Annotated in this window: 18 protein-coding genes; 9 read left to right on the top strand and 9 right to left on the bottom strand. The window is 58.0% G+C overall.

Features of this window, described 5'->3' with window-relative positions; all coding sequences use genetic code 11:
• Positions 1 to 332: 332 nt before the first annotated feature.
• The 8 genes from WCO56_07550 to WCO56_07515 form a co-directional block, all read right to left on the bottom strand.
• On the bottom strand, positions 333 to 1,181 hold the full coding sequence (locus WCO56_07550) for a TIM barrel protein (GenBank protein ID MEI7729411.1): 849 nt from the start codon (positions 1,179 to 1,181) through the stop codon (positions 333 to 335).
• A 36-nt stretch (positions 1,182 to 1,217) separates the two neighbouring features.
• Positions 1,218 to 2,180 (bottom strand): hypothetical protein, encoded by a 963-nt coding sequence (locus WCO56_07545; protein MEI7729410.1) that lies wholly within the window; start codon positions 2,178 to 2,180, stop codon positions 1,218 to 1,220.
• 73 nt (positions 2,181 to 2,253) lie between these two features.
• On the bottom strand, positions 2,254 to 5,367 hold the full coding sequence (locus tag WCO56_07540) for a TAT-variant-translocated molybdopterin oxidoreductase (GenBank protein MEI7729409.1): 3,114 nt from the start codon (positions 5,365 to 5,367) through the stop codon (positions 2,254 to 2,256).
• 14 nt (positions 5,368 to 5,381) lie between these two features.
• Positions 5,382 to 6,032 carry a cytochrome c3 family protein gene (locus WCO56_07535; protein MEI7729408.1) on the bottom strand — a complete coding sequence of 217 codons (651 nt, stop codon included), beginning with the start codon at positions 6,030 to 6,032 and terminating at the stop codon, positions 5,382 to 5,384.
• A 16-nt stretch (positions 6,033 to 6,048) separates the two neighbouring features.
• A complete protein-coding gene (locus tag WCO56_07530; protein MEI7729407.1) occupies positions 6,049 to 7,641 on the bottom strand; it encodes an alkaline phosphatase family protein in 1,593 nt (530 codons plus the stop codon).
• Between the two features lie 174 nt (positions 7,642 to 7,815).
• A complete protein-coding gene (locus tag WCO56_07525) occupies positions 7,816 to 8,166 on the bottom strand; it encodes a hypothetical protein (protein ID MEI7729406.1) in 351 nt (116 codons plus the stop codon).
• Positions 8,167 to 8,214: 48 nt separating this feature from the next.
• Positions 8,215 to 8,625: a hypothetical protein gene (locus WCO56_07520; protein ID MEI7729405.1), complete on the bottom strand. Its 411-nt coding sequence runs from the start codon at positions 8,623 to 8,625 to the stop codon at positions 8,215 to 8,217.
• Positions 8,626 to 8,790: 165 nt separating this feature from the next.
• Positions 8,791 to 9,414: a fibronectin type III domain-containing protein gene (locus WCO56_07515; GenBank protein MEI7729404.1), complete on the bottom strand. Its 624-nt coding sequence runs from the start codon at positions 9,412 to 9,414 to the stop codon at positions 8,791 to 8,793.
• Positions 9,415 to 10,366: 952 nt separating this feature from the next.
• Between WCO56_07515 and WCO56_07510 the strand changes: the two genes are divergently transcribed.
• The 3 genes from WCO56_07510 to WCO56_07500 are packed head-to-tail and all read left to right on the top strand — an operon-like array spanning position 10,367 to position 12,763.
• Complete coding sequence (locus WCO56_07510; GenBank protein MEI7729403.1) at positions 10,367 to 10,921, top strand: hypothetical protein; 555 nt, start codon at positions 10,367 to 10,369, stop codon at positions 10,919 to 10,921.
• Entirely contained in the window at positions 10,918 to 12,000 is a 1,083-nt protein-coding gene (locus tag WCO56_07505; protein MEI7729402.1) for a lysophospholipid acyltransferase family protein, read from the top strand. The genes WCO56_07510 and WCO56_07505 overlap by 4 nt, the downstream gene beginning before the upstream one ends.
• 10 nt (positions 12,001 to 12,010) lie before the next feature.
• A complete protein-coding gene (locus tag WCO56_07500; protein MEI7729401.1) occupies positions 12,011 to 12,763 on the top strand; it encodes an outer membrane lipoprotein carrier protein LolA in 753 nt (250 codons plus the stop codon).
• A gap of 88 nt (positions 12,764 to 12,851) precedes the next feature.
• On the opposite strand, the gene WCO56_07495 is transcribed toward WCO56_07500, so the two are convergent.
• On the bottom strand, positions 12,852 to 14,339 hold the full coding sequence (locus WCO56_07495) for a trypsin-like peptidase domain-containing protein (protein MEI7729400.1): 1,488 nt from the start codon (positions 14,337 to 14,339) through the stop codon (positions 12,852 to 12,854).
• Positions 14,340 to 14,452: 113 nt separating this feature from the next.
• On the opposite strand from WCO56_07495, the gene purD reads away from it, so the two are divergent.
• From purD to WCO56_07465, 6 genes are all read left to right on the top strand, one after another.
• On the top strand, positions 14,453 to 15,751 hold the full coding sequence (gene purD / locus WCO56_07490; protein ID MEI7729399.1) for a phosphoribosylamine--glycine ligase: 1,299 nt from the start codon (positions 14,453 to 14,455) through the stop codon (positions 15,749 to 15,751).
• A 1-nt stretch (position 15,752) separates the two neighbouring features.
• Positions 15,753 to 16,763 carry a S41 family peptidase gene (locus WCO56_07485; protein MEI7729398.1) on the top strand — a complete coding sequence of 337 codons (1,011 nt, stop codon included), beginning with the start codon at positions 15,753 to 15,755 and terminating at the stop codon, positions 16,761 to 16,763.
• Positions 16,764 to 16,837: 74 nt separating this feature from the next.
• Entirely contained in the window at positions 16,838 to 19,006 is a 2,169-nt protein-coding gene (gene rpiB / locus WCO56_07480; protein MEI7729397.1) for a ribose 5-phosphate isomerase B, read from the top strand.
• A gap of 564 nt (positions 19,007 to 19,570) precedes the next feature.
• Positions 19,571 to 20,872, top strand: coding sequence for a transcription termination factor Rho (gene rho, locus WCO56_07475; protein MEI7729396.1), 1,302 nt, complete (start codon positions 19,571 to 19,573; stop codon positions 20,870 to 20,872).
• A 382-nt stretch (positions 20,873 to 21,254) separates the two neighbouring features.
• Positions 21,255 to 23,951 carry a hypothetical protein gene (locus WCO56_07470; protein MEI7729395.1) on the top strand — a complete coding sequence of 899 codons (2,697 nt, stop codon included), beginning with the start codon at positions 21,255 to 21,257 and terminating at the stop codon, positions 23,949 to 23,951.
• A 27-nt stretch (positions 23,952 to 23,978) separates the two neighbouring features.
• A complete protein-coding gene (locus WCO56_07465; protein ID MEI7729394.1) occupies positions 23,979 to 24,260 on the top strand; it encodes an NPCBM/NEW2 domain-containing protein in 282 nt (93 codons plus the stop codon).
• Positions 24,261 to 24,572: the final 312 nt, after the last annotated feature.

The following is a 24,572-nucleotide window of genomic DNA, read 5'->3' as shown; positions in this document are numbered from 1 at the left end:
GCAAAAGCCATCCCAAAAAGTGTACGCCTTGGGGCAGATCGAAACAACCATAATTTTCAGTTATTTCCACTAGAACCACAATAGGTTGTGGAAGACTAAAAAATAATCCCAAACTAATAGCGTTTGAGGTAATTATTGCGATTAGACGGCAACGAAAAATTTACAGCCAACATCGGCTAACGTCGAATGAAATGGATGAGGGGGTTGGTCAACGCCCCCCTGCCAGATGGGGTCGGATGGCCCAACTTCAAATGGTTCCATTACTTACAGTCACATTGCTCAGTGAGCTGCAGATACGATTGGAAGCGTTAGCCTTTGGTTGTGGTCCGGGTTTACTGCCAGGACTTCCACACCTTCATGGATCGTTCCAAATGTGGACGGGCGTCGCCGGGAATACCAAAGCACATCAACCCCACTGGACCTCGGTAACCGATTTCATTAAGGTAGTCCACCAGCTTGCGATTATCGAAGTCCCCCTGATCCAGCGGTTGAATCAAACCGTTGGTCCAGGTTTTGGTGCCGACCTGGGCGCCGCAAATCACCACTCCAAACAGCTTGGCGGCGTTTTCCTTGAGCAGGGTCTTATATTCCTCCGTGCCGGTGACGCGCAGCCAGTGGTAGAGATTGAAGTTAAAGCCCACCGCCGGATGATTGACTTGCTTCATCACCTCAATGGCAAATGGCAGCGTCTCCGTCCAGTCATTCAGGTGATGATACACCGAAATACGAATGCCCGAAGCCTGGGCCAGATCGCCCATCTCGCGCAGGAGTTTCACGGCGGAATCCATGCCTTTCGGGTCACCCGGCTTCAAACCGGAGAGCAACGTGCAGAGGGTCACCGGACGGCCTTTGAGTTTGCGGATCGTATCAGGCATACGAGGGTCCAGAGTGAATCCATTGGTGCCGTACTTGATAAACGTGTGGAACATGAACACCTGCAAGCCGGCGTCATCAAAGATCTTCAGGTTCTGCTCGCACTTGGCATCCAGCCACAGGCCGAACCCGGCTCCGTCAAAGCCCAATTCTTTCAGGAGCTGGGCCTGTTCTGGCACCGTGCGTTTGCGGGCGTCGGCCATGTCCATGCAATAGGTGTATAGCTTGGGCGTCCAGTGTTCCGTGGCCGCCTGAACGTTGATAGCCAACAGCGCGAGTGCGAGGCAGAGTTTTCGGATTTGTATCATAGAGGGAGTCATAAGGTGGATAGGTTTGGTTCGGGATCAGGCGCGCCAGGGGCGGGAACGCTCCCGGAGATTCGTCATCGCTTCTTTGGCGAGTTTCATGTCGTCGGCAATTTCGTAATCGAACATGCCGGCCAGTACACAGTCAGCCCCGTTTAAAAAGGCATAACGGAACGCCTGTTTGGGCGGGATGGCGCCAGCCGCCATGATCTTGAAGGCGATCCATGGCGTCTCGACGCTGCGCATGAACTCCGCGGTTTCCTGCGGGTTGGCGCACCAGTAGCCGGGATATTCGTTATATGCGCCCTTGATCTGCTCCGGCTTGGGAGCGGAGGGATAGTTATGACTATGGAAGGTCTTGATGTAAAAATCCGCCTTGATGCCATGCTGCTCGCACGCCTTGACCACCTCCAGCGAGTGGCCGCCCACGCCGGAAGGCACCTTATATTCCTTCGCCAGCTCCACCGCTTTGGCTACGAGGTCAATTTTGCCTTGCGACACCAGCGAATCTGCATGTACTCCCCATAGGTAAATCGCTTCGCACCCGGCGCTGATCAAATCCTCCACGTGCGCGCGATACTTGGCCATATCCGGCTCCACCGGAGCCGTCGGACAGATGATCCATTGGATTTTTCCGCCACGCTCTTTGCGATACTTCTTGAGCAACGACATGGGATGGGGCGGATTATGCATCGAAACGGTATTGATCCCGTTGGCCTCTGCCGCCGCCAGCGTTTCCATGATTTTCTCGTCCGTGTTATAATGCGCGGCAAGGTTATAGACGTATTTCAAGTCCCGGCTATGCGTGTAGTGGGTGAGCAGATTGCCGCCCAATACCACCCGACTGATTTCCAAGTTGCCGATCTTGGCGCGGGGCGGCGGAGCGGGCACGGAAGGCTCCGGAGCCTTTTGATCTTGGCCAAAGTTATCGGGTGCACAGGCCAGCCCGGCGGAGGTTATCAATGCGCCTTTGACAAACTTGCGTCGCGTCATATTCATCATAAACATGCTTCCCTTAAGGGTATGCCTTAGCCATACGGCCATTCATACAAGGACGCAATCATAAAATGAGAATTTAAGATGCGGACTCGAGCTTCAGCAGTTCTGGATTGGGATTGCGGATGCGCGCCAGGTAGGTCGTGCGGGGGCGGACACCCAGCCAGCCAAGCAACTCGTAGTTATGAGAGGCCTTCTTGAGTTGGGAGACGGTACTGGTCGCGTCCTTCAGATCACCGAAGGTGATCGCCTCCGCCGGGCAGGCTTGCTGACAGGCGGTTTTCGGGATGGTGGCATCTTGCTCGCGCAACCGCACATCGCCCGAGGCGCCCGCTTTGATTTTCCTGGCAATGCGCGCGCCCTCGATGCGTTGCACGCAGTAGGTACACTTTTCCATGACGCCGCGCATGCGTACCGTAACGTCCGGGTTGCGCGCCAGTTGAAGCAAGTCCCACTCCTCAGGAGGAAGGGTGCCTTGATCGGGATTCTTGAACCAGCGGCTGAGTTCCCAGGAGCCATCCCGGTTAAACCCGAACGGGCTCCGATAAAACTCACTGGCGGGACGGCGATTATAGTCGAAGAAATTGAACCGGCGCACCTTGAACGGACAGTTATTGGCACAATAGCGCGTGCCAATGCAGCGATTGTACACCATCACGTTCAGGCCTTCGCCGTCGTGGACCGTGGCATTCGCGGGACAAACGGTTTCGCATGGCGCGTTCTCGCAGTGCAAACAATAGACGGGCTGGAACGCCAGGCGCGGGTTGTTTTCGCTGCCGGTAAAGTAGCGATCCAGACGAATCCAGGACATTTCCCGCCCGGTGGCCACCTGTTCTTTGCCGACGATGGGGATGTTGTTTTCGCTCTGGCAGGCGACCATGCAGGCGGTGCAGCCCACACAGGCGGAAAGGTCAATGACCATGCCCCATTGATGCGGTCCATCGAGCGGCGGTTGGCGATACATCGCTTTCGGCGGCAGCGCCGCAGGCGCACCGGCGAAATGTTTAAGTTCCTTCAGCGTCGTCTCACGCACCAAAGGCCGTCCCTCCATGGAACCGTGCTGTTGCGTGGTGGCGAGCAGATGGGTTTGACCGGGCAACCCGCGCAGCGTGCCGCCCACGACGATCGCTTCGCTTTGCGGCTTTATGGCATACGCGTTAAACCCGACGCCGTTGCCAACCCGCCCGGATTTCTCGCGGCCATAGCCCAATGCCAGCGCGACAACGTAATCCGCCAGCCCAGGCTGAATCCAGACTGGCACGCGCAGCGTCCGCCCTTCCAATTGCAGTTCCATGACTGGCGCGGATTGGTTCGCGGCTACCCCGAATTCGCGCGCGGTCAGCGGACTGATGAGCGCGGCGTTGTCCCAGGTGAGTTTGGTGATCGGATCTGGGGTTTCCTGCAACCAGCCGTTGTTATTGAATCGTCCGTCGTCGAGGCTGCTGTCCCGGTGGAACAGGATTTCCAACCGGTCCCGCGCCGGACTGGGCGATAGTTTGAAAGTTCTAACGAGTTCAAGGACCGACTCGACAGCCAGGTTCACCGGCACGGCGGCCGCCGCGCTGTTCAGCAGAAAACCGTCGTGCAAGAACTGTTTCCAAGCGTCGTCCTGATTGGTTTTCGCCAATTCCTGAAAGGTTTCCCGCACAATCTGATGCGCGGAGGCCGGTTCCAATCCGCCGAGGCGGGCGAGCACTTCGTTCTCGGTCAATCCGCCGAACAACGGGCGGACCAACGGTTGCACCGGCACCAATGTTCCATCGGCGGTGCGCGCATCGCCCCAGGATTCCAGGAAATGCAGCAACGGCAGGTGCCAGTCGCATCCGGCAGAGGTTTCGTCCTCGTAATAACCGAGCCGAATCACGCTGCGCGCCCGGGATTGCGCGTGCCGCCAGTCGCAAGACGCAGGCGCGTGGTAGGCCGGATTCCCGCCCAGCACCAATAACGTGTCCACCTTCCCCTGGTTCAGCCGCGCCGCCAACTCGGCGATCGGTTGTTCGGTGGGAACTGGCGCATATTTGAAATAAATTGTCTGGCCCAGACTGTGCAGCGCTGAATTGATGACGTGCGCGCACGCATGCACCACCAGCGGTTGACGATAACCCGCCAGCACGACCCCTGCCCGGCCCTGCGCGATCAAATCCTGCGCGCAAATGGCCAGCCATTGGCCCTGCGCGGCGGATACCGTGGCGGCCAGCGATTGCAACGCGGCAACCAGTTCGGGCATCGCCCCAGTCTGTTTCAGCACCTCCACCGCCAAGAATGCGGCGGCGGCGGGCACTTGGCTGGCGGGGCATCTCAGCCGATGATCGGCGTTCGCTCCGGTGAGACTGTACAGCGCCTCGACGACATACAGCCGGTTCATCCCGTCGCCCGCAGTTTTCACCCAACGGCCCCGGGCAAACTGGCGGGTATGCAAGTACGCGTCCTCTTCCCCGGCCAGGAAATCGTGATCCAGCGCGACAATCACTTTGGCCTGATCCAACTTCAGATAAGGCGCGACGGGTTGCTGAAAGACGCGGCTGGCGGCTTCCCGGTGCCGGTCAAAATCCACCGGTTCATGGATGAAACATTGCACGCCCGGCAGCTTTCTCGTCAGGTGGGCGAGCATTCTTGCGCGGGAAGGCGAGCTACTGCGCTCCATCAGCACACAAAGTCCCTCGCCGCCGGTCCCGGCAAACCGGCGGGCCAGCTCCGCGAGCATGACCTGCGCCTGTTCCGCCGTGCGCGGCTGACCTTTCTCCAGGAAACGCACCGAGCGATCCGGATCGTACAGGCTCAGCAACGACGCCTGCGCAAAAACATCCGTGCCGCCGTTGGAATCGGGATGCCGGGCGTTCCCTTCGATCTTCGTGGGGCGGCCCTCGTGTGATTTCACCACCAGCGGAATCGCACTGGCGCGGGTCGGATAAGCCGTCGCAAAATACAGCGGCACGCCATGGATATACCGTTCGGGCGTCTGGGAAAACGGCACGATATTCTCCTCCGGACGTCGGCACCCGGTCAAACCCAGCCCGGCGAGCAGAAAGGACGCCGACATGATTTTGACGAAGTGACGGCGGGTCGCGGGGTCGGTCCATTCGCTCGCGCCGGCGGGGAATTCCCGCTCCACCCACTCGCGAAACTCCGGCTTCTCCGCCAACTCATCCAGGCTGCGCCAATAGGCGGGGCCGCTTCCGGCACGGGATGGCATGTCGGCGGGTGATTTCATCGGTGGCAGGAGGAACACTGGTCCGAGGGATTGATGTTCCCGTGGCGGCGCGCCTCGGCGAACCAGCCGGGCGGCAAATTGCGCTGGGGATCCCACGCGAGATCGGTCACTTTATCCAAGGGGCGCAGGTTGGGCGTGGGATTCCGGTGGCAATCCAGGCAGAATGTCATGCTCATCGGCTGGGCGTGATACGTTTCCACCATCTTCTGCACCTCGCCGTGACAGGAAACGCAGCTTACTCCCCGAGTCACATGCACCGCATGATTGAAATAGACGTAATCCGGCAACTTATGAATCTGCACCCACCGAATCCCCTCCCCAGTTTGCGAACTCGTGCGCACCAACTCCAGGCGCGGATCATCTTTCAGCACCTGATTGTGGCAATTCATGCAGGACTTCGCCGAGGGCAATCCGGCGTACCACGATTTCTCCACGCCGGTGTGGCAATACCGGCAATCCATCGCCAGTTTCCCCGCGTGCGTGGCATGGGAGAACGAAACCGGCTGGATCGGCTGATAACCCACGCGGGTATATTTCGGAGTGAAGTAATACCACAACCCCGCGACCGCCCCGCCACCCAAAAGCAGACCAACAATCACCGCATACAGCGGCAAGCGATTCGTCCAGCGTGGAAATACATCGGACATCGGTTATGGAACCAACCTATTTGGCTTCCATGCCGCCATTTCCTTCATCGAAATAGACCGTATTGCCCACCTGGCTGACCTTCAGATATTGATGCCAGCGGAACCAGCCGTAATCATGATCCGCCTCCAGCGTTTTCGTGGTGGCTTTGCTGGGGGCCTTGGTATCCCCATTGACCAGCGCTTCATGCAGCACGCGCCCATCCAACGGTTGCGGCGGCGCAATCCCCAGAATCCACAAGATCGTGGGCGTCAGGTCCACATTCCCGCTCGGCAACGCGTCCACCATGCCCTTCTTGAAGTCCGGCCCGGCGGCCACCAGCGTATTCTTGAGATCATATTTGCTCAACGAGGCGTGCGACCCTTTCCCCCGTGCGCCGCCATCGCCATAAAACATGCCCGAAACCCCATTCTCATTGGCTTCATCCACCCACCGCATGGACATCACCACATCCGGCGTCACATTCGTCGTGTTGATGCGCACCGTCTCCAGGGAAAACGCGCCTTCCACCGCCACCCGCGAGAAAATCGTCCCCGCAAAATCCGTCCCTTGCAGGAACTCCACCAACTTGCGCGTTACCTTCTCATTATGATCCACCACGTAGAAGGAAACCGCGCCGCCATGACCGACCACCAGGATTTCCTCCGGTTCCGGATCGTCAAACTTGCGGACGGCCTTGAACTTCGCCCGCTTCAGCGCCTCCACCACATCCGGCCCGCGCTTGACATTCGAGAACCCGTGATCCGAGATCACGATCACATCCGTTTTATCGCGGATTTCCTGTTCATCCAGCGCTTTCAACACGTCCGCCAGGCATTTATCCGAGTGCGCGATGCTGGCGAGCGCCTGATCCGAACCGACGCCCTCGGCATGTTGCGTGGCGTCCGGGTCATACAGCCAGATCAGCGTGAATTTCGGCACGCCGTCGTCCCAGAGTCCCTTGATCACGGCGTTCGCGGTCCACGCGTCCTTCTCCGAGTTCGGCACCGAGTTGGTACTGGGGAACTTCTTGCCATCCAACATCCGCTCCACCTGCTTCATCAACGACTTGGGGATGGATTGGCCGGCGAAGAGCACCGGCGAGTTCGATTGGGCGGCGGAAATGCGCTTCGCCGCGCGGTCCCACAACATCGCCACCGGCTTCGAGCCGGAAACAATCGTGGAATGGCCCGCCTGCTGCAAAATCTCCGGCAGCGTGGCGTACTGCAAATAACGACCGCCGGTCAGCAAGTCGCCCCGGCGCACGTTATCCATGCCCTCGGTGGCAATACTGCCGAGAAAGTTCAACTCCGGGCGATAATCATTGTTCGCCATCATGCCGCTGCGGTTCGGATAGACGCCCGTGGCCAGCGCCACGCCGTTCACCTCCGTGGACGTGGGGAACACCGGGTGATGATTGTTGAAAAACACCCCTTGCCGCGCCAGCGCGCACAAATTCGGCGTATATTGCGGGGTGATGAAGTCGCGCCGCATGCCGTCCCAGACCAGCACCACCACATGCTCGGCCTTGCCGCGCCCGGTCTCGGCGGCGAAGGCGGGCAACAGTTGCAGCACAGCGCAACCCAGGCTGACCCAGCACGCCTGCCGCACCATCCGACTCGTTGTATGCACAATATTCATCATAGATTAAGGTGACACATGTTCAGGCTTTACCGCCCGAAAAGTCAAGCGAAGAGGAAATGGGGAAGGTGGGATCTTGCAGAAAAATTGATTGGCAGAAAAATAGAACGACTGGATGGGAAATGAGAACATTTCAACAACTCACCAAACGCGAGAGCGCACTCGTTAGGTGTTCGACTCATCCTTTGACACAGTCTTCTTCTGTCCGAAATAATAACTCGTCGCCAGTAACATCAGACCGGCAGCACATGGAAAGATAGCTTGTGGCCATCCGGGATACGTACCTCCAGCAAGCAGTATTCCTTTGCGCAGCCGATTTAACTCGGGTGGCATGCACCAATTTGTAGGGTGCGAAGAGTCGTTGGCATGAGACGCATAAAATTCCTTGGCCTGCACCTTGCAATACTCTTCGAGACAACTCTCCTGCTTCGATAATACGCTGGAAAGAATCTGCCCGCGCGCCAAGCCATAGGTGATAAATGCCACCCCCAGAATCAGATATAATTTTGTGCGCATGGTCATGAGCTTATTTTCATCCTATGGTTGTTTATGCCAAACTCATTTTCATTTCAACCTGTCCGGGCCAAACATTTTTCGTAACATATATTGGGTCAACCACTCATACGCAGCATTAGCTACGAACAATAACAGGATAAAGCCACCCCATTCCACCCATGCGTTTTCAAATCGGTTATTATGATTTATAATCGCGCGGCCTAGCACCACAATTGCAAGCCCGGTCCAGCCACAAAGCTCTCGCACAGTGGCTGGCGATGGTTTGCGCCATGCAAAATAACAGCAACGGATTGGAAGTATTGCAAAGATAACGAGTAAAATGCTAAGTAGCAGAGCCCATAAGGAATAACGCATCGCAAGTCCTGCGCACGCTCCAGCAATCATTAAAGCAATCAGCGCAATAATCGCTGGAATGATCGTGAGAAGTCGTAATGCCAAAGTGCCCATGTTTGTTTTCATGATGGGTGATAGTGTTCAACAGTTATTCATCCAGACTCACTTCATCATTTGTTAAGAATTTCTTTGGCGATGCTAAACCTAACACGCCAGGAGTCAAGCCACCTAAAAAGGATTTGCGGCGCGCCGGTAAGCCGGCGCACCGCGCTGATCTGGCGGCGGGGTGGTTTAGGGGATCATGGCTTTGGCGGGGTCGCTCCAGGGGCCCCAACCGGCGGCGCCTTTGGCGCGCACGCGCACCCAGTTGTTCTTCCCGGAGGTCAGGCCTTCGAGCAGGAGCTTGCACTTCTTGTCCGCGGTGAGCAGCTTCCAGGTGTTTCCGTTCGGGTCGCCGTCCGTCATCTGCACTTGGTAGAGTTGCGCGCCCTTCATGGATTTCCAACGGATTTTGCCCGTGCCCGCGTCGTCGCCGGGCTCCAGACGCACGTCCAGCACCTTGCCAAGCTGACCGACGGGCTCGGGCGTCTTTTGCAGGGTGAAGTGCAGGCCGATGAGGTCCTGGGGATCGAGGGAGATGGCCTCGGCATCCACCGCGAGTTCCTCGATCATGCCTTGAAGTTCCTCGTGATTGGTAATATCGCGCAGGATCAGTTTCTTCAGGTCGTCTTCCATTTTCTTGCGCTCGGCGTGCTGGGTCTCCGCAAGGGTGGCCTTGGCCAGAATGGCATCGGCCTGGGTACCCAGGCTGGCAAACTTGGGGGTCGCCTTCACGGCGTTGGCGATTTCCCTGGAGTTCGAGAACAGTTCGAGTTGCACCATTTTGGTGTATTGACCGGTAGTGATCAGTTTCATGGGGATCCTTTTTGTTATAAAAGAGCTCCCAGCATAGATCGCTCCAGAATCGCACCTCATTCCAGAATCATATCGTAGTATTTGTGCCATAAGCTCTATTTTTATATGTTCATGATGAGTTTACTCATGTAGTCTGGTGCTGTCAACTGAGATTCTACAATTTTAATACGATTTCACGATTTGAAATGGATATAATTACGACAGCTAATCTGAATTCTCGTCGGAAACCGCCGTTTTCCCGAAAAGAATAGGGGTATTCTTGACAGGAATGCCCCTATTCCTTTCAGGAATGGGCCTCCGACGATCAGGAATTGGCGAATTCTTGACCGGAAGTCGCGCGTTCTTGACCGGAATGGGTGAATTCCTTTCAGGAAATCGCCTTTTCCTGACAGAAACGGGTGGTTTCTTGAAAAGAATAGGGGTATTCCTTTCAAGAATTGGCCTCCGCCAATCAAGAATGGGCGTCCGAATGACAGGAAATCGGGTAAACTTGACAGGAATGGGCGAGTGCCTGAAAGGAATTGGCGTCGGAATGACAGGAAAACGGGTGGAACTGACAGGAATGGGGTATATTTGTAAGGAAACTTACGGATTTGTAGGGCGGCGGCAGCGTGTATGCATGAAGATGCCAATCAGCCTAGGGAGGCGATACGTATGGAGCGCGGACCTCCGGTCCGCTGGGGGCGTGGGAGTAGCCCCGGTGATTCACTCCGCGGTGCGTGCGGCTCAAGCAGCCAAAACCACGCGGGCCGGAGGCCCGCGCTCCTTGGGTTGACGCCCATGAACTTTAGCTGGCGGGCTCGGTAGCCCTGGTGCTCGCGGCAGTTTGGAAGTCAGGCCGCCTGAAGGCGGGACGCCGAAGCTTTCCTTTCACCGTCGGAGTGGCGATCTAAAGGGCTTCATTATTCGGGTTTGACAACCCCCCCGGTGCTGGCCGGATAGTAGCCCCTAAATGAATGGTCTTGCGCGAATCGTATTCGGTTGTTTCGCCCAGGCACGCGAGGGTGTGCCGGGGGCGCTTCAGCGCGGTTGCAACGCTTGGGGTGCGCGGCTGGTTTGGCTGGTTTTGGCGGGCGGATTGATGGGAGTTGCGGGTTGCAGTCTGCTCGGCCCGTCGCGGTTGAGCCGACCGATTGGCCCCGATTGGGGTATCCGGCAGGGGCAGGCGGTCTGGCATATCGGACGGGATAAACCGGAGCTGGCCGGGGAGGTTTTGCTGGCCACGAATGCGGAGGGGACGGCGTATGTGGAGTTTTCCAAGCCGATGATGACGATGATGTCGGCGTTCCGGGAGGGCGAGGGGTGGCATGTGGAGTTCCCCCCGAACCGGCAATCCTGGAGTGGCCGGGGGACGCCGCCCGTGCGGTTGTTATGGTTGCATTTGCCCGCCGCGTTGGCCAGCCGCCCGCTCCCCGCGCCGCTCCGCTTCGCGGCCGGCACGAATGGCACGTGGCGGTTGGAAAATCCGGCCATCGGTGAACTGATCGAGGGCTATTTATTACCATGAACACGCTTTGGCTTGGCGGTGGTTTGATGCTGGCGAGCGCGCTGATCGGGGTGCGCGTGTGGCGCCGGGGTCAGCCGGCCACGTCCGCCCGCAGCCAGGGCGGGTCCGCGCCTCCGGCCGCCGCGCCCTCCTCGTTTTATCAAGCGCGGGTGTGGCAGTTCGGCTTGTGGCTGGCGCGGGTGATCCCGAAGCCGGTGTTTAATGGCTTGTGTGTGGCGGTGTTTCAAAGTTATGCGCGGCTGCGCCCCGAGCGGGTGCGGGTGGTGACGGATAATTTGCTGCCGATTTTCAATGGGGAACGCGGCGCGGCTGAGCGGGCGGCGCGGAGCATGTTTCGGCAGTTTGCGCTGAAGCTGGCGGACTTGCTGCGGCTCGAAGGCGGGGAGGCGATTTCTGAGTGGAAGTTGAATCCGAAGGATTGGGACGCGTTGCGCGCCGTGGTGGCCAAGGGCCGGGGCGTGTTGTTGCTGACGCCGCACTTGGGGAACTGGGAGGTGGGCGCGCCGTTGCTCTCGCTGGAAGGGTTCCAACTCGCGGTGCTCACGCAGGCGGAGCCGGGCAGCAATCTCACGGAGCTGCGCAAAGGTTCCCGCTCGCGCTGGGGCGTGGAGACGATTGTGGTGGGGAATGACGCGTTTGCGTTTGTCGAGATCATCAAGCGGCTGCAAGCGGGGGCGATTGTGGCGATGTTGGTGGACCGCCCGGTGGGCGCGAATATTGAGGCGGTGGACTTTTTTGGGCGGCCGTATCGCGCGGCGCTGGCCCCCGCTGAGCTGGCGCGGGCCTCGGGTTGCGCGCTGCTGCCGGTGGTGATCATCCGCGAGGGGGATCGCTACCGGGTGCATGTCTATCCGGAACTGGAATATGACCGGCGCGCCTTGGGCAACCGCGAGGCCCGCCGGACGTTGACGCAGCGCATCATGCACACGTTCGAGCCGGAGATTCGGCAGTATCCGGATCAATGGTATCACTTTGTGCCCGTCTGGCCGGCGGCAGAACCAGCACCAACCGGCAGCGCGCCCATCAAACCCGCAGCCCCGCCCATCCAGCCGCCGCCCACTCCAGGACAATCCCCCTAAATATATTACTATGATTCCCCCTTCCAATTCATTTAAACGCAAGAACCCGGCGTTCCGTATTCCGCAATCCGCATTCCGCAATCCGCATTCGTTGGGCTTGGCTTTCGGCCTGCTCGCCCTAATCCTGCCACTGGCACTTCTCGCCGCCAACGACGATGCCCGGCTGGATAACTGGATTGCCGCGCAGACCAACATGAACACTTGGAAGGCGGAATTGATCCAGACCCGCTCCCTCAAAACCATGACGCAGCCGCTGATGGCCACCGGGCGGGTTTGGGTGGCGCGGCCCAACCAGTTCCGCTTTGAACTTGGCCAGCCGCCGCAAATCATTGCCCTGCGCCTGCCCGATCAGATGCTGTTAATTTATCCCAAGCTGAAGCGCGTGGAAAAATATCCGCTCGACACACAGAAAGCGGGCCCGTGGAAGGATGTCTTGACGCTCATCGAAGCGGGCTTTCCCAAAAGCCGGGCGGATGTGGACAAGCATTTCAAAATTCTATCCATGGTCCCGACCAACGACCTGATGTGCCTGACGATGCAGCCCACCAGCGCGACCATGCGCCGGATGCTCCCGGAAATCAAGACCACCATCCGCACGAACGACAGCGCGTTAACCGCCACCGAAATCAAATCCGCGGATGGTTCCTCCATGCGCAATGATTTCTTTAACGCCGAAATAAACAGTGTGTTCCCGCCCGATATATTCAAGGCCCCCATCGAGCCAGGTTTTACCATCGTCGAACCCGCCGGACCGCAGAAATAGCCGCCCCGCCGCCCAAACCACGCCCCCCGGAAAGGAAGCGCGCCAACCTTTTGGGTTGGCGCGACTCTTGGAAGGGCCAAAGGGAGGGTTATTGGCCGCTATCCTTGAGAACCACAAATTTTCCGGTGCCCTGACTGTTCAGATTGATAATGACACCCTTCTTACTGTCCGCCGCCTTCATGGCCTCGCGGAAATCTTTCACATTCACGGTTGGTTTCCGATCCACCTCGGTAATCACGTCCCCGATTCGGATGCCTTTGCTTTCCGCCGGGCTGCCCACCACCACATCCGTGACGATTACTCCCTCCGTCACCTCCGTCCCATACTTCTTATTCAACTCTTTCGTCAGGGTTTGGACCGTGAGCCCCATGGTTTTGTTCAATGCCGACTCGCCACGCGGGTTCCCCCGGGCAGCCAGTTTGGTTTCGCTGTCATCCGGCCATGCCTCGGGCTGCACCTTCACATCAATCAACTTATCCTTGCGATATACTTTGAGGGCCACATCGCTCCCCACTTTTTTACTGCGAATCTCATTCTTTAACTGCTGGGGCGTGGCCACCGCATGACCATCCACCGAGGTGATGATGTCGGAAGGCTTTAATTCCGATTTGGCCGCCGGGCCGTCCGGCATGATTTCCTTGACGATGACGCCATCCGTGATGCCGGTGACCAGTTTGCGGTATTCGACATCCTCGCGCAGGGCGGCGATGGAGATGCCCAGCCAACTGCGCGTGAATTTGCCGTCGCTGATTAATTGGTCGGCCACTTCCTTGGCCAGACTGGAGGGGATGGCGAAACCAATCCCGGTGTGAAGACCATTGATCAGGGTATTAATGCCAATCACTTCGCTGTTAATGTTCACCAACGGGCCGCCGCTGTTGCCGGGGTTGATGTTCGCGTCCGTCTGGATGAAATCCTGATCCATCGCCGGATCGGGAATGACATGCGTGCGCCCCTTCGCGCTGACATGGCCGAACGTCACGCTATAATCCAGGTCAAACGGTGCGCCGATGGCGATGGCAAACTCACCCACCCGCACCAGACTGGAATCCGCCAGCTTGGCCTCGGGCAAATCCTTGAGGCTCTTATCGAGCAAACGAATCACCGCGATATCCGATTGGGCGTCCATCCCCTTGACCTCCGCGTCAAACTCACGCCCATCCTTCAGACGCACACGAATCTTGCTCGCGCCATCCACCACGTGGCGATTCGTCAGGATATACCCTTCCTTGCGAATAATAATACCGGAACCCTGGCCGTCGAAGATCGGTTCCTGATTGGCACGCGGGCGGGCGCGACGATCTTCATAGCGTTTGCGCCATTCCTTGGGCACCATCTCCCAGAGCGGATTCTCCTCGTCATCCATCCACGAATGCGGCGATTTAAGCGCCACCTTGACCACGACCACCGAGGGCGAAACTTTATCCGCCACCTCAATGAACGCCTGGTTTAACTGCCGCGCCAAATCCAGCGCCGCAGAAGAATTCTCCTTGGCCGACACCGCCGGCGTCAGGATGGACAACAACCCACCCGTAACCAAGGTCCCAATCATCAACTTACTTTTAATCAACCTCATAATCTGGCAACGATACACCGCATTTGAACGCCGCCGGCAATAATTGTTCAAAAATATTCAACCTCACGAAATGATTGTCTTATGTCCCGGGTTTGGGTTGAATAGCGCCGCGCATGAAGATATTGGTCATCGGCTCTGGCGGACGCGAACACGCGTTGGTTTGGAAACTGGCCCGGTCGCCGCACCCCACGCAACTGTGGTGTGCGCCCGGAAATGCCGGTATTGGGCAGGAACGCCTGGCCGGCAACCAGTCGCTGGTGGAATGCGTGCCGTTAAGCGCTGAGGATTTGCCACGGCTGCTGGCGTTCGCCCAGGAAAAACACGTGGCGCTCACCGTCGTCGGGCCGGATAACCCGTTGGCCATGGGGATCGTGGACCTCTTCCAGCAACATGGTTTGCGCATCTGGGGTCCCAACCAAAAAGCCGCCCAATTCGAGTCATCCAAGGTGTTTTCCCAGGAGTTCATGCAGCGCCACGGCATTCCCACCGCCCGCGCCGGCACATTCACCGACCCGCTTGAGGCATCGCGGTTCGCCGCTGAACTGGGCGGCAAGTGCGCCGTCAAAGCCGACGGCCTCGCGCTGGGAAAAGGCGTGTTGATCTGTAAAGATATGGCGCAAGCCGATCAAGCCATCGAGGAAATCTTGGTCAAACAAACCTTCGGCACCGCCGGACGCCAAGTGGTCATTCAAGAGTTTTTGACCGGTATCGAGGTCTCCCTGCACGCCCTCTGCGACGGCCAATGCGCGCAATTGTTCCCAACCGCGCAAGACCATAAGCGCGCACTGGATGGCGACCAAGGGCTGAATACTGGCGGGATGGGCACATATTCCCCTACCCCGTTCCTGGGACCGGGAGATCTAATCAAGGTCGCCAAAAAAATCATGGAGCCATGGCTCAAAGGTTGCCAGGCGGAAGGCATTGATTATCGTGGTATCCTGTATCCAGGGCTAATGCTGACTGCTGACGGCCCCAAAGTGCTCGAATACAACGCCCGCTTTGGCGATCCAGAAACCCAAGTGTACCTGCCGCGCCTGGAAAATGACTTGGTAGAACTAATGGAAGCCTGCCTGGACGGCACCTTGCGCAAAATCGAGCTTAAATGGAGCCCCATGTCGGCCGTGTGCGTGGTGATGGCCTCCGGCGGTTACCCCGGCAGCTACGCCAAAGGCAAACCAATTGCCGGTTTGGACACCGCCGCCCGGCTGCCAAACACGAAAGTATTCCATGCCGGCACCGGACGGGCGGGCGATCAAATCGTCACCCAAGGCGGACGCGTCCTTGGCGTGACCGCCTGGGCGAAAGACCTGCGAAGCGCCCAGTCGGCAGCCTATGCAGCGGTGGAAACCATCCAGTTTGAAGGGGCACAATTTCGTCGCGACATCGCGTCGAAGGCCATGAAAGGGGTATGATATGAAATTGATGAACATGTTTGCGTTCCTGCTGAGCGCCAGCCTGAGCGCGCACGCGGCGGCCGAACCTTCCTTCCGGGAAGTCTATGACTTGCTGCGCACCCAACTTAAAGGCGTCACGGAGCAGCAGTTGGATCAAGCCGCCTTGGCCGGACTGCTGGAACGCTTCAAAGGCCGGGTCATTCTGGGAACAACCGCCCCCACCGACACCAATGCACCAGTGCTTCCTAAAGCGACAGTGTATGATAGCAGTTATGCCTACCTCCGCCTCAACCGCGTCGAGGCTGGCGCGGCGGAAACTGTTATCAAGGCTTGGGAAAACCTCGCCACCACCAACCGCCTGAAAGGGCTGGTGCTTGATCTCCGGTTTGCGCGCGGCACGGACTTTGCCGCCGCAGGCGCGGTAGCAGATTTATTTTTCTCCGACGAACGTTCCCTGCTCTCCTGGGCGGGAGAAAACGCGCGTTCCCATGCCAAAACCAACGCGATCAAGGGACCCGTGATGATTCTGGTAAACCAGGGAACCATGGGCGCTCCGGAGGCGCTCGCAGCGGCATTGCGCGAAAACCGGACCGGCCTGATCCTGGGCACCAACACCGCCGGACAGGCTGCCGTGTTACAAGAGTTCAAACTGGCCAACGGACAAACGATCCGCATTGCCAGCGCGCTGGTCCAGGTAGGTGAAGGCCAACCCTTGGAAACGCGAGGCGTCCGGCCCGACATTTTGGTGAGAATCAGCCCGGAAGAGGAAATCGCCTTTTTCCAAGATGAATTTCGCCTGCCCAATCAACCGCTGGCAGCAGTCGGCAACACGTCCACCAACCGGACCGCTCGCGCCCGTATTAACGAGGCCGAACTGGTGCGGATGCGCCGGGAAGGCAAGGACCCGGATCAGGAAGACAGCGCGGCAACCAAAATCGCCAACCCCGCCAAGCTGGTGCGCGACCCCGTGCTGGCGCGCGCACTGGACCTTTTGAAAGGGCTGGCCATCGTGCAACCAACCAAACCATAAATGCGAAATTTTCAGGATTTCCCGTTGACGTTTTGGCCGGGCCGTCACAAGGTCTTTCCCAGTCTTACGCTGGTATGAAGACAATCTTATTTGTATGCACTGGCAATATCTGCCGCAGCCCCATGGCTGAGGGAATTTGCCGCCGCCTATTAAAGGGGCGCGGCGAATTCCGCGTGCTTTCCGCCGGCGTGGGTGCCTACGACGGTCAACCGCCCAGTGACCACTCCGTCCGGGCGTTGAAAGAAATCGGCATTGATATCTCCGCGCAACGCAGCCGGGCGCTGACCGCCGAGTTGGTCAACCAGGCCGACTATATCTTCGGCATGACGATGAGCCACGTGGACGCCATCATGCTGATTTACCCCCAGGCGGCAGAAAAAACCTTCCTGCTCCGCGAATTTGACGATGCCTTGCAGGGCTACGAGAAAGAAATCCGGGACCCGATCGGCATGCCCTTCAATGTGTATGCCTATTGCCGCGACGAGATTGAGCAGGGCATCCTGAGTGTTTTAAAATTCATTGAACAAACCTCCAAACCCATGGAAACGAACTTGAATTCGACAACCACGATTGCAATTGGCGCCGACCACGGCGGCTTCATCCTCAAACAGTCCCTAGTGGAATACCTTCAGCGCAAAGGCATTGCCTGCCGCGATTTCGGCACTCAATCTGATGCGTCCACTGATTATCCCGATTTTGCGCACGCGGTAGCCAAAGCAGTCGCCGGTGGCCAGGCCCGGTTTGGCGTCCTGGTCTGCACCTCCGGCATCGGCATGAGCATTGCCGCCAATAAGGTGGCCGGCGTGCGTGCCGCGCTAGCGTGCAACGCCGACATGGCGGCCATCTCCCGCACTCACAACGACGCGAACGTTCTCTGCCTCGGCGCCAAGAGCACCCCGGCAGACCTTGCTTGCCAGATGGTTGACGCGTTTCTCAACACCCCCTTTGACGGTGGCGGACGCCATGAGCGCCGCGTTCATAAAATGGAATGGTGCGTCTCCGCGCCGGAATTGCGCGTGAGCGCGGTGGACCCGGAAATTGCCGAGGTGATCGCGCATGAGCGCCAACGCCAGCAGCAGAACATCGAACTGATCGCCAGTGAAAACTTCACCAGTCCAGCGGTCATGGAGGCCCAAGGCTCGGTGCTAACGAACAAGTACGCCGAAGGGTATCCGAAGAAACGGTGGTATGGCGGCTGCGAAAACGTGGACGTGGCGGAACAACTGGCGATTGACCGCGCCAAGAAATTGTTCGGAGCGGATCACGCCAATGTGCAACCCCACTCCGGCAGTGGTGCCAACATGGGCGTCTATTTTGCGGTGCTCAAACCGGGGGACCGCATGCTTACCATGGATCTCTCGCACGGCGGGCATCTGACCCACGGCAACAAGGCCAATTTCTCGGGTAAATTCTTTGAGATCATCCATTACGGTGTGCGCAAGGACGACGAACGGATTGATTATAATCAACTGGCCGACCTCGCCCGTCTGCACAAACCCAAAATGATTACTGTGGGCGCCAGCGCGTATCCGCGCATTATTGATTTTGCACGTTTAGGCGAAATCGCACGGGAAGTCGGCGCGCTGCTGCTGGCCGACATTGCGCATATTGCCGGTTTGGTTGCGACGGGTCAGCATCCCAGCCCGGTGCCTCACGCGGATTTTGTCACCACTACCACCCATAAAACGTTACGCGGCCCGCGTGGCGGTTTAATTCTGTGCAAAGAAAAGTACGCCAAGGAAATTGATTCCATGGTGTTCCCCGGCATTCAGGGCGGGCCATTAATGCACGTGATCGCCGCCAAAGCGGTTTGCTTCCAAGAGGCCTTGCAACCTGGTTTCAAAACGTATCAGGAACAAATCGTCAAGAACGCCAAAGCGATGGCGGAGGGACTTAAGCGGAACGGCTTCCGGCTGGTCAGCGGTGGCACGGACAACCACCTGATGTTGATGGATGTGGGCGCACGCAACCTGACCGGTAAAGATTGCCAGATCGCCCTTGATGAAGCGGGTATCACGGTCAACAAAAACACCATTCCATTTGAAACCCGATCCCCCTTCCAAGCCAGTGGCGTCCGCGTCGGCACCCCTGCCGTCACCACCCGCGGAATGAAGGAGACCGAAATGGCGGCCATCGCGGATATGATCTCGGAAGTCCTGCTCGATCTGAAGAATATCGAGGCGGCCCACAAGGTCCGCGAACGTGTCCGCGAATTAACGGCAAAATTTCCCTTGCCGTACTGACCAACTTAGGCTATGCATTAGGTGTTCCCAGCGTCCTATGGGCGACTGGTGCATTTGATAACCCGCGTGTTAGACTGGCGCTTCACGGGAGCGATCTTCGGATTGGCTTCCTGGTTGGCTATGTTCCCACCGCGAAAATAATTAATTTTAACGAAAAAATTTATGCCAAGAATAGCGAAACCCAAGGTCGCAAAAAAGAAGGCGGCCAAAGTTGCCGTTGAGGCTCAGGCGACGTTGTCCATCGAAACGCCAGCCTCCGTCTCGGCGCCAGAGCCTGAACCGGTTGTGTCCGTGCCGCCGCCCCCGCCCGCCCCACCATCGCCTGAACCTGAGCCGACTCCGGTGGCTGAAGTCCCGACTCCGGAACCTGCCGCGCCGGCCCCGGTTCCCGAGCCGGCTACGCCGGAAACCGGTCTGCGCCGACCCCGTCAACCGAAGGGGGCTCGTCCACCGCGTGACACCGGCAAAAATCCCATCCTGGAAGCCGTGATGCGCGAAGCGGTGCGGATTCACGAAGCGGCGGAACTGCAACCGCCCAAGCATGCCATTGAAACCAAAGAAGGCATGGATGACGTCGCCCCGATAAGCCGCGACAAGATTGCCACCTCCTTGAACATTGCCGATCTTCAAGCCATGAGCATGGTCGCGCTGAACCGCATGGCCAAGGAGATAGGCATCGAAAATTTCGGCACCATGCGCAAGCATGAGGTCATCTTTCACGTCTTGCAAAAGAACGCGGAACGCAGCGGCGTGATGTTCTCCGAGGGCGTGCTGGAAATCCTGCCGGAAGGCTTCGGTTTCTTGCGCTCAAAGAGCTTCAACTACCTGCCTTGCCCTGAGGATATCTACGTTTCCCCGTCGCAAATCCGCCGGTTCAATCTGCAAACCGGCAACTTGGTCGCCGGCCAGATTCGCCCGCCCAAGGAAAAGGAAAAGTTTTTTGCGCTGCTGAAAGTCGAGGCGGTGGACGGCGAAGAGCCGGACAAGGCCAAGGATAAAACGCACTTTGACAACCTCACGCCGTTGTTCCCGGAAAAGCGTTTCATTCTGGAAAACGCCGCAGATGAATTGTCCACGCGCGTGCTGGACTTGGTCTGCCCCATCGGTAAAGGCACTCGTGGCATCATTGTCGCGCCGCCGCGTACCGGCAAAACCGTATTAATGCAGAAGTTGGCCAACGCCATTCTAAAGAACAACCCCGAGTCCTATCTCTTCATTCTCCTGATTGACGAGCGCCCCGAGGAAGTCACGGATATGGAGCGCACTTGCAAAGGCGCGGAAGTCATCAGTTCCACCTTCGATGAACCGCCGGAACGGCACGTCGCCGTCGCCGAGATGGTGATCGAAAAAGCCAAGCGCATGGTCGAACACAAAAAGGACGTGGTCATCCTGTTGGATTCCATCACCCGCCTGGCTCGTGCGTACAACACCGTGCAGCCTCACTCGGGCAAGATTCTCTCCGGCGGTGTGGACGCCAATGCGCTGCACAAACCGAAGCGTTTCTTCGGTGCCGCGCGTAACATTGAGGAAGGTGGGTCACTGACCATCATGGCCACGGCGTTGGTGGATACCGGCTCCCGCATGGATGAAGTCATCTTTGAAGAGTTTAAAGGCACCGGCAACATGGAAGTACACTTGGACCGCCACTTGGTGGATCGCCGCATCTTCCCCTCGATCAACGTTGAACTCTCTGGAACCCGCAAGGAAGAGCTGCTCTATCATCCCGACGAATATTCCCGGGTGGTCATTCTGCGCCGCGCCCTCACCGGTGTGCCGCCTGTGGAAGCCATGGAACTGTTGCTGGGAAAACTAAAGAAAACGCGCAGCAACATCGAGTTTTTGCTCGCAATGGCAATCCCCCACTGATGTCATCCTCCATGTAAAACGTCAAGACGCGCCCTCGGGCGCGTCTTGCTTTTTTCAGACCTCGCGTTTCTAGTGGAAACTGGAAAACCCGAATACCGAATACCGAAAGAAATCCAAAAATCGAAACCCGAAACAGGGACACCGTGACATGAGCGATAAGAAATTACATGTAACAGAACACTGCCATACAGATCACCAAACCACCGTTTCAGCATTCGGATTTCGGACTTCTTTCGGTATTCGAATTTCGGATTTCGGAGTTAAGGTTCCCCTCCTCCTTCCTCTGCTGCTCCTATCATTGGGCCATTGCCTGCCTTGCGCCAATGCCGCTCCAGCCCCAGCCCGCAGTCCCGGTGAAACCCGCGTCCCCCTCAACCCCAAAATGGTGGTAAACGAGGCCACGCATGGCAACCCCGAGGCGCTGGTGGACGAGCAGGAAATTGCGAATGATCCTCCCACTGGGGCACCGCAAACCATCTGGCAGGTGGGTGCCCAATTCAAAAACGAATACCCGGTCAGCGCATACTTGGATCTGGGGCACGCGCGCCATCTATCCACACTCTGGTTATACGATCTTTTCAACGTGGGCTTCATTGATATTTCCATCGGCGAACCGGGTAAGTGGCAGAAAGTGGCGACCTACGAAACGGTGGCGTTCAAGAAATGGGCGCAAGTGCCGCTAGAGGTCACCACGCGTTACGTGCGGTTCACTCGGCAGACGGGTGGTGCGCAAGTGGGGGAAGCGGTCCTCTACGAGTACTCGCCAGAAACCTTCCAGGCTTTACAAGCAAGCAAAGTTGCTGCCGCCAAAGCCAAAGCGGAGCGGGAGACCGCGTTGGCGGCAGCTCAAAAGGAAGTCGCCAACCGTCCGCTCGTGGATTGCGGGCCTCTCTTTGGTTCGCTGCCGCTGGTGGATGAAGTGGATTGCGCACAAACTGCCCCCACCCGGACACTCGTGGAAAGCCCGGCCAATGCCAGCAAGGTTGAACGTCTCCTCGGCACTCCGTGCCGGGTCCTGCCACCAGTGCCTGGCGAAGCCGCCTATTTTTCGTACCGGCTCGGCCGTTACAAACTGCTCACCCCGGGCAAAGCGTATTTGCTCACCGTGGAGTATCCCGAGGACGCCCCCCGCTCCATGATGGTGTTGAACAGCGGTAACGAAACCTGCCGCGGCTTTCATACCGGGCCAACCGTGGGCGATGCGTTGTACCCCAAATACGTCAATAACAACTCCGAGTCCCTGCGCGTTCCCCTATCCGGGCGCTATGAGACCTGGAAAATGCTCTTCAATTTGCACGACCGCTTTCCGGACCGTTCGTTTCCACGCGGCAAAGGGGTGCGATCCCTGATGCCTGAAGATGGCTTTGATGTAACCATCGTTCAATTCTCCGCCGAAAATGATCCGCCATCGCACGGAGCCGCCGTACGGCGCATCCGCCTGTTTGAAGTGCCGGACCCCGCCCGCCTGCAAGCCCGCTACACCGCGCCCCCCGCCGGGTTGCCGCGCCGCCACATCTTCTGGCGTGAGGAAATGGCGGATGGCGTGATTGACGCCACCAAGGAAGAGGAGCGCGGCCTGAAGAACCCACTGGATTGGTACCGTTACAAGGCTGAGGTGATGCAGTTCCTTGCTATTAACACCTATACCAAGGACCTGCTTGAATTCGGCGCGTGCCAACACTGGGATTCCACCCCCGGCGGCGGCAATGAATGGGTGTACTTCAATAACGCGCACAAAAATCTCTGGAGCGACATCGTCAAACTCATGGGCGAACGCGGGTTTTCTGTGCTACCCTACTATGAATACTCGGGCAGCAAAGGCTCCAAAGGTCTGGGGCCGCAACGCCGCGCCAAGCCCCTGACCCGCAACGATGCCTACACCCACATCAAGTGGATTGAATCCGCCAACGCCGATCTCACCGATCCGGATACCCGCGCTGACTTTCAGAAAATGCTCGATGTGACCATGGTGCGGTTCAAAGACTCCGCGCAATTCCTCGGTGCCTGGATGCGTCCACGCTCGCAACTGCCAATTGGCTTTGGCGATGCCACCCGCCAACGCTTTGCCACCGAAGCCAATCACGGGAAAGCCGTCACGCGGGAAGAACTCCAAGCCAGCAAGCCGTTGCTCGACGCCTATTACGACTGGTGGTACGGCAAACGCCGCGAGTTCCTCCTGGCCATGCGCGATCACCTGCGCCAATCCGGTGTGAATTCCAACGCTTTCATGCTCTACACCACCGACGCCTCCGAGCCCGGAGTCTCCCTGCCCTCTTGGGATCGCCATCTTGTCACCGACAACCCTGCTGGCTGGCTGGAATGGTTAAAGCAACCGCCCGGTAAGGAAAAACCCGGCAAAGCCATCACCCCGGAAGACGTGTACGCCCAGAACCTCTACCTGCAAGCCATGCAGACCGGCCCATTGCGCTGGGGTGGTTGGGAACCCGATCACGGCAACCCGCCCGCCGATCCCAAACGCTATCAAAACACTGAGGGCGTGCTGCTGACTCACGCATTCAACCGCAGCTACACTGTGGGCGACGCCAGGACCTTTGACGCCTTCCGCACGCTCAGCGGCCTGGCCCTCGTGCGCCACTACACCCTCAACGAAAACATGGCCTTCGACCGCGAAGATCACGAAAAACTGGGTTACTTTGCCGCCGACATCGAACGTGCTGGCCCCTATTGCCTCCTGGCCGAGGCCCGCGCCATGGCCAATGGCGACCCGCGCTTCCTCGGCTACCTGGTGGGGCGCACTTTTAACCGCGGCTTCCCGGAATACGTGCGCGCCTTCAATACCGCCTTTCTCTCCCTGCCCGCGCTGCCCTCCTCGCGCCTGAAGGATGCCTGTGCGGACGCTGAAATTACCGTCCGCTCCATCCCCACACCCCAACACGGCACCTACCTCGCCATCGTGAACACCGGCTTCGCGGAAAAATCCAACCTCACTATCAGGCTTCCACCGAACGGCCGCCTCACCGACGCCGTGACTGGCGATACCGTGTCCGCGCCAAATGGAATTTTGAAACTCTCCCTCTACCCCTGCCAACTTCGCGCCCTAAGACTGCAAACGCCCTGAGCAACTCACACAACAACGAAACTGGATATGAAACAACGTCTTTTTCTCCTTTTTGGGAGTTTGACTATTCTCTTTCCACACGCTTGGAAAACCACCGGTGCGGGCGCGGAAAAAACTGGACAAATGGAATTTACCATCGTTGGCGACGGTCGCGAACTCTGGCGCTCCGGCCCCCTCAAGCCGATGACCAGTAAATCGTTTTCCATCGCCGTGGCAGACGTGAACCAATTGGAACTGAAATCGCAAGCCGCGACCACCAATCTCAACGGTACCTGGGGCTTGTGGCTGGAACCTGTCCTGCGTCGGTAGCCTGCCTCGGTCGCTTTTGTTGAGGCAGGAATACCGGCTGGCCGATCCACGCACAAATTCCAAGCGAGCAGGTTTTCCACTCCTGGCGGGTCTTCTACTGGATTTGCCAAGGTGGTACAAATTTTATGTATTTCTGAGTGTCAACCCCTTTGCTAAAACCGCGAAATCGAAAGACAGGATGAACGGGATGGACAGGATGGAATACGTCCGAAGCGCGAAAACGGAAATCCGAAAGAACTTTTGCAGAAATAATTTCGGGGTCGAGTAGGACTGAGGCGCACGCAACCTTGCGGTCCATGTTTCCTCAGTCCC

This window comes from Verrucomicrobiota bacterium, assembly GCA_037139415.1.
In the GTDB taxonomy this organism is placed as follows: Bacteria; Verrucomicrobiota; Verrucomicrobiia; order Limisphaerales; family Fontisphaeraceae; genus JBAXGN01.
This window is presented reverse-complemented; position numbering and strand designations above follow the sequence as displayed.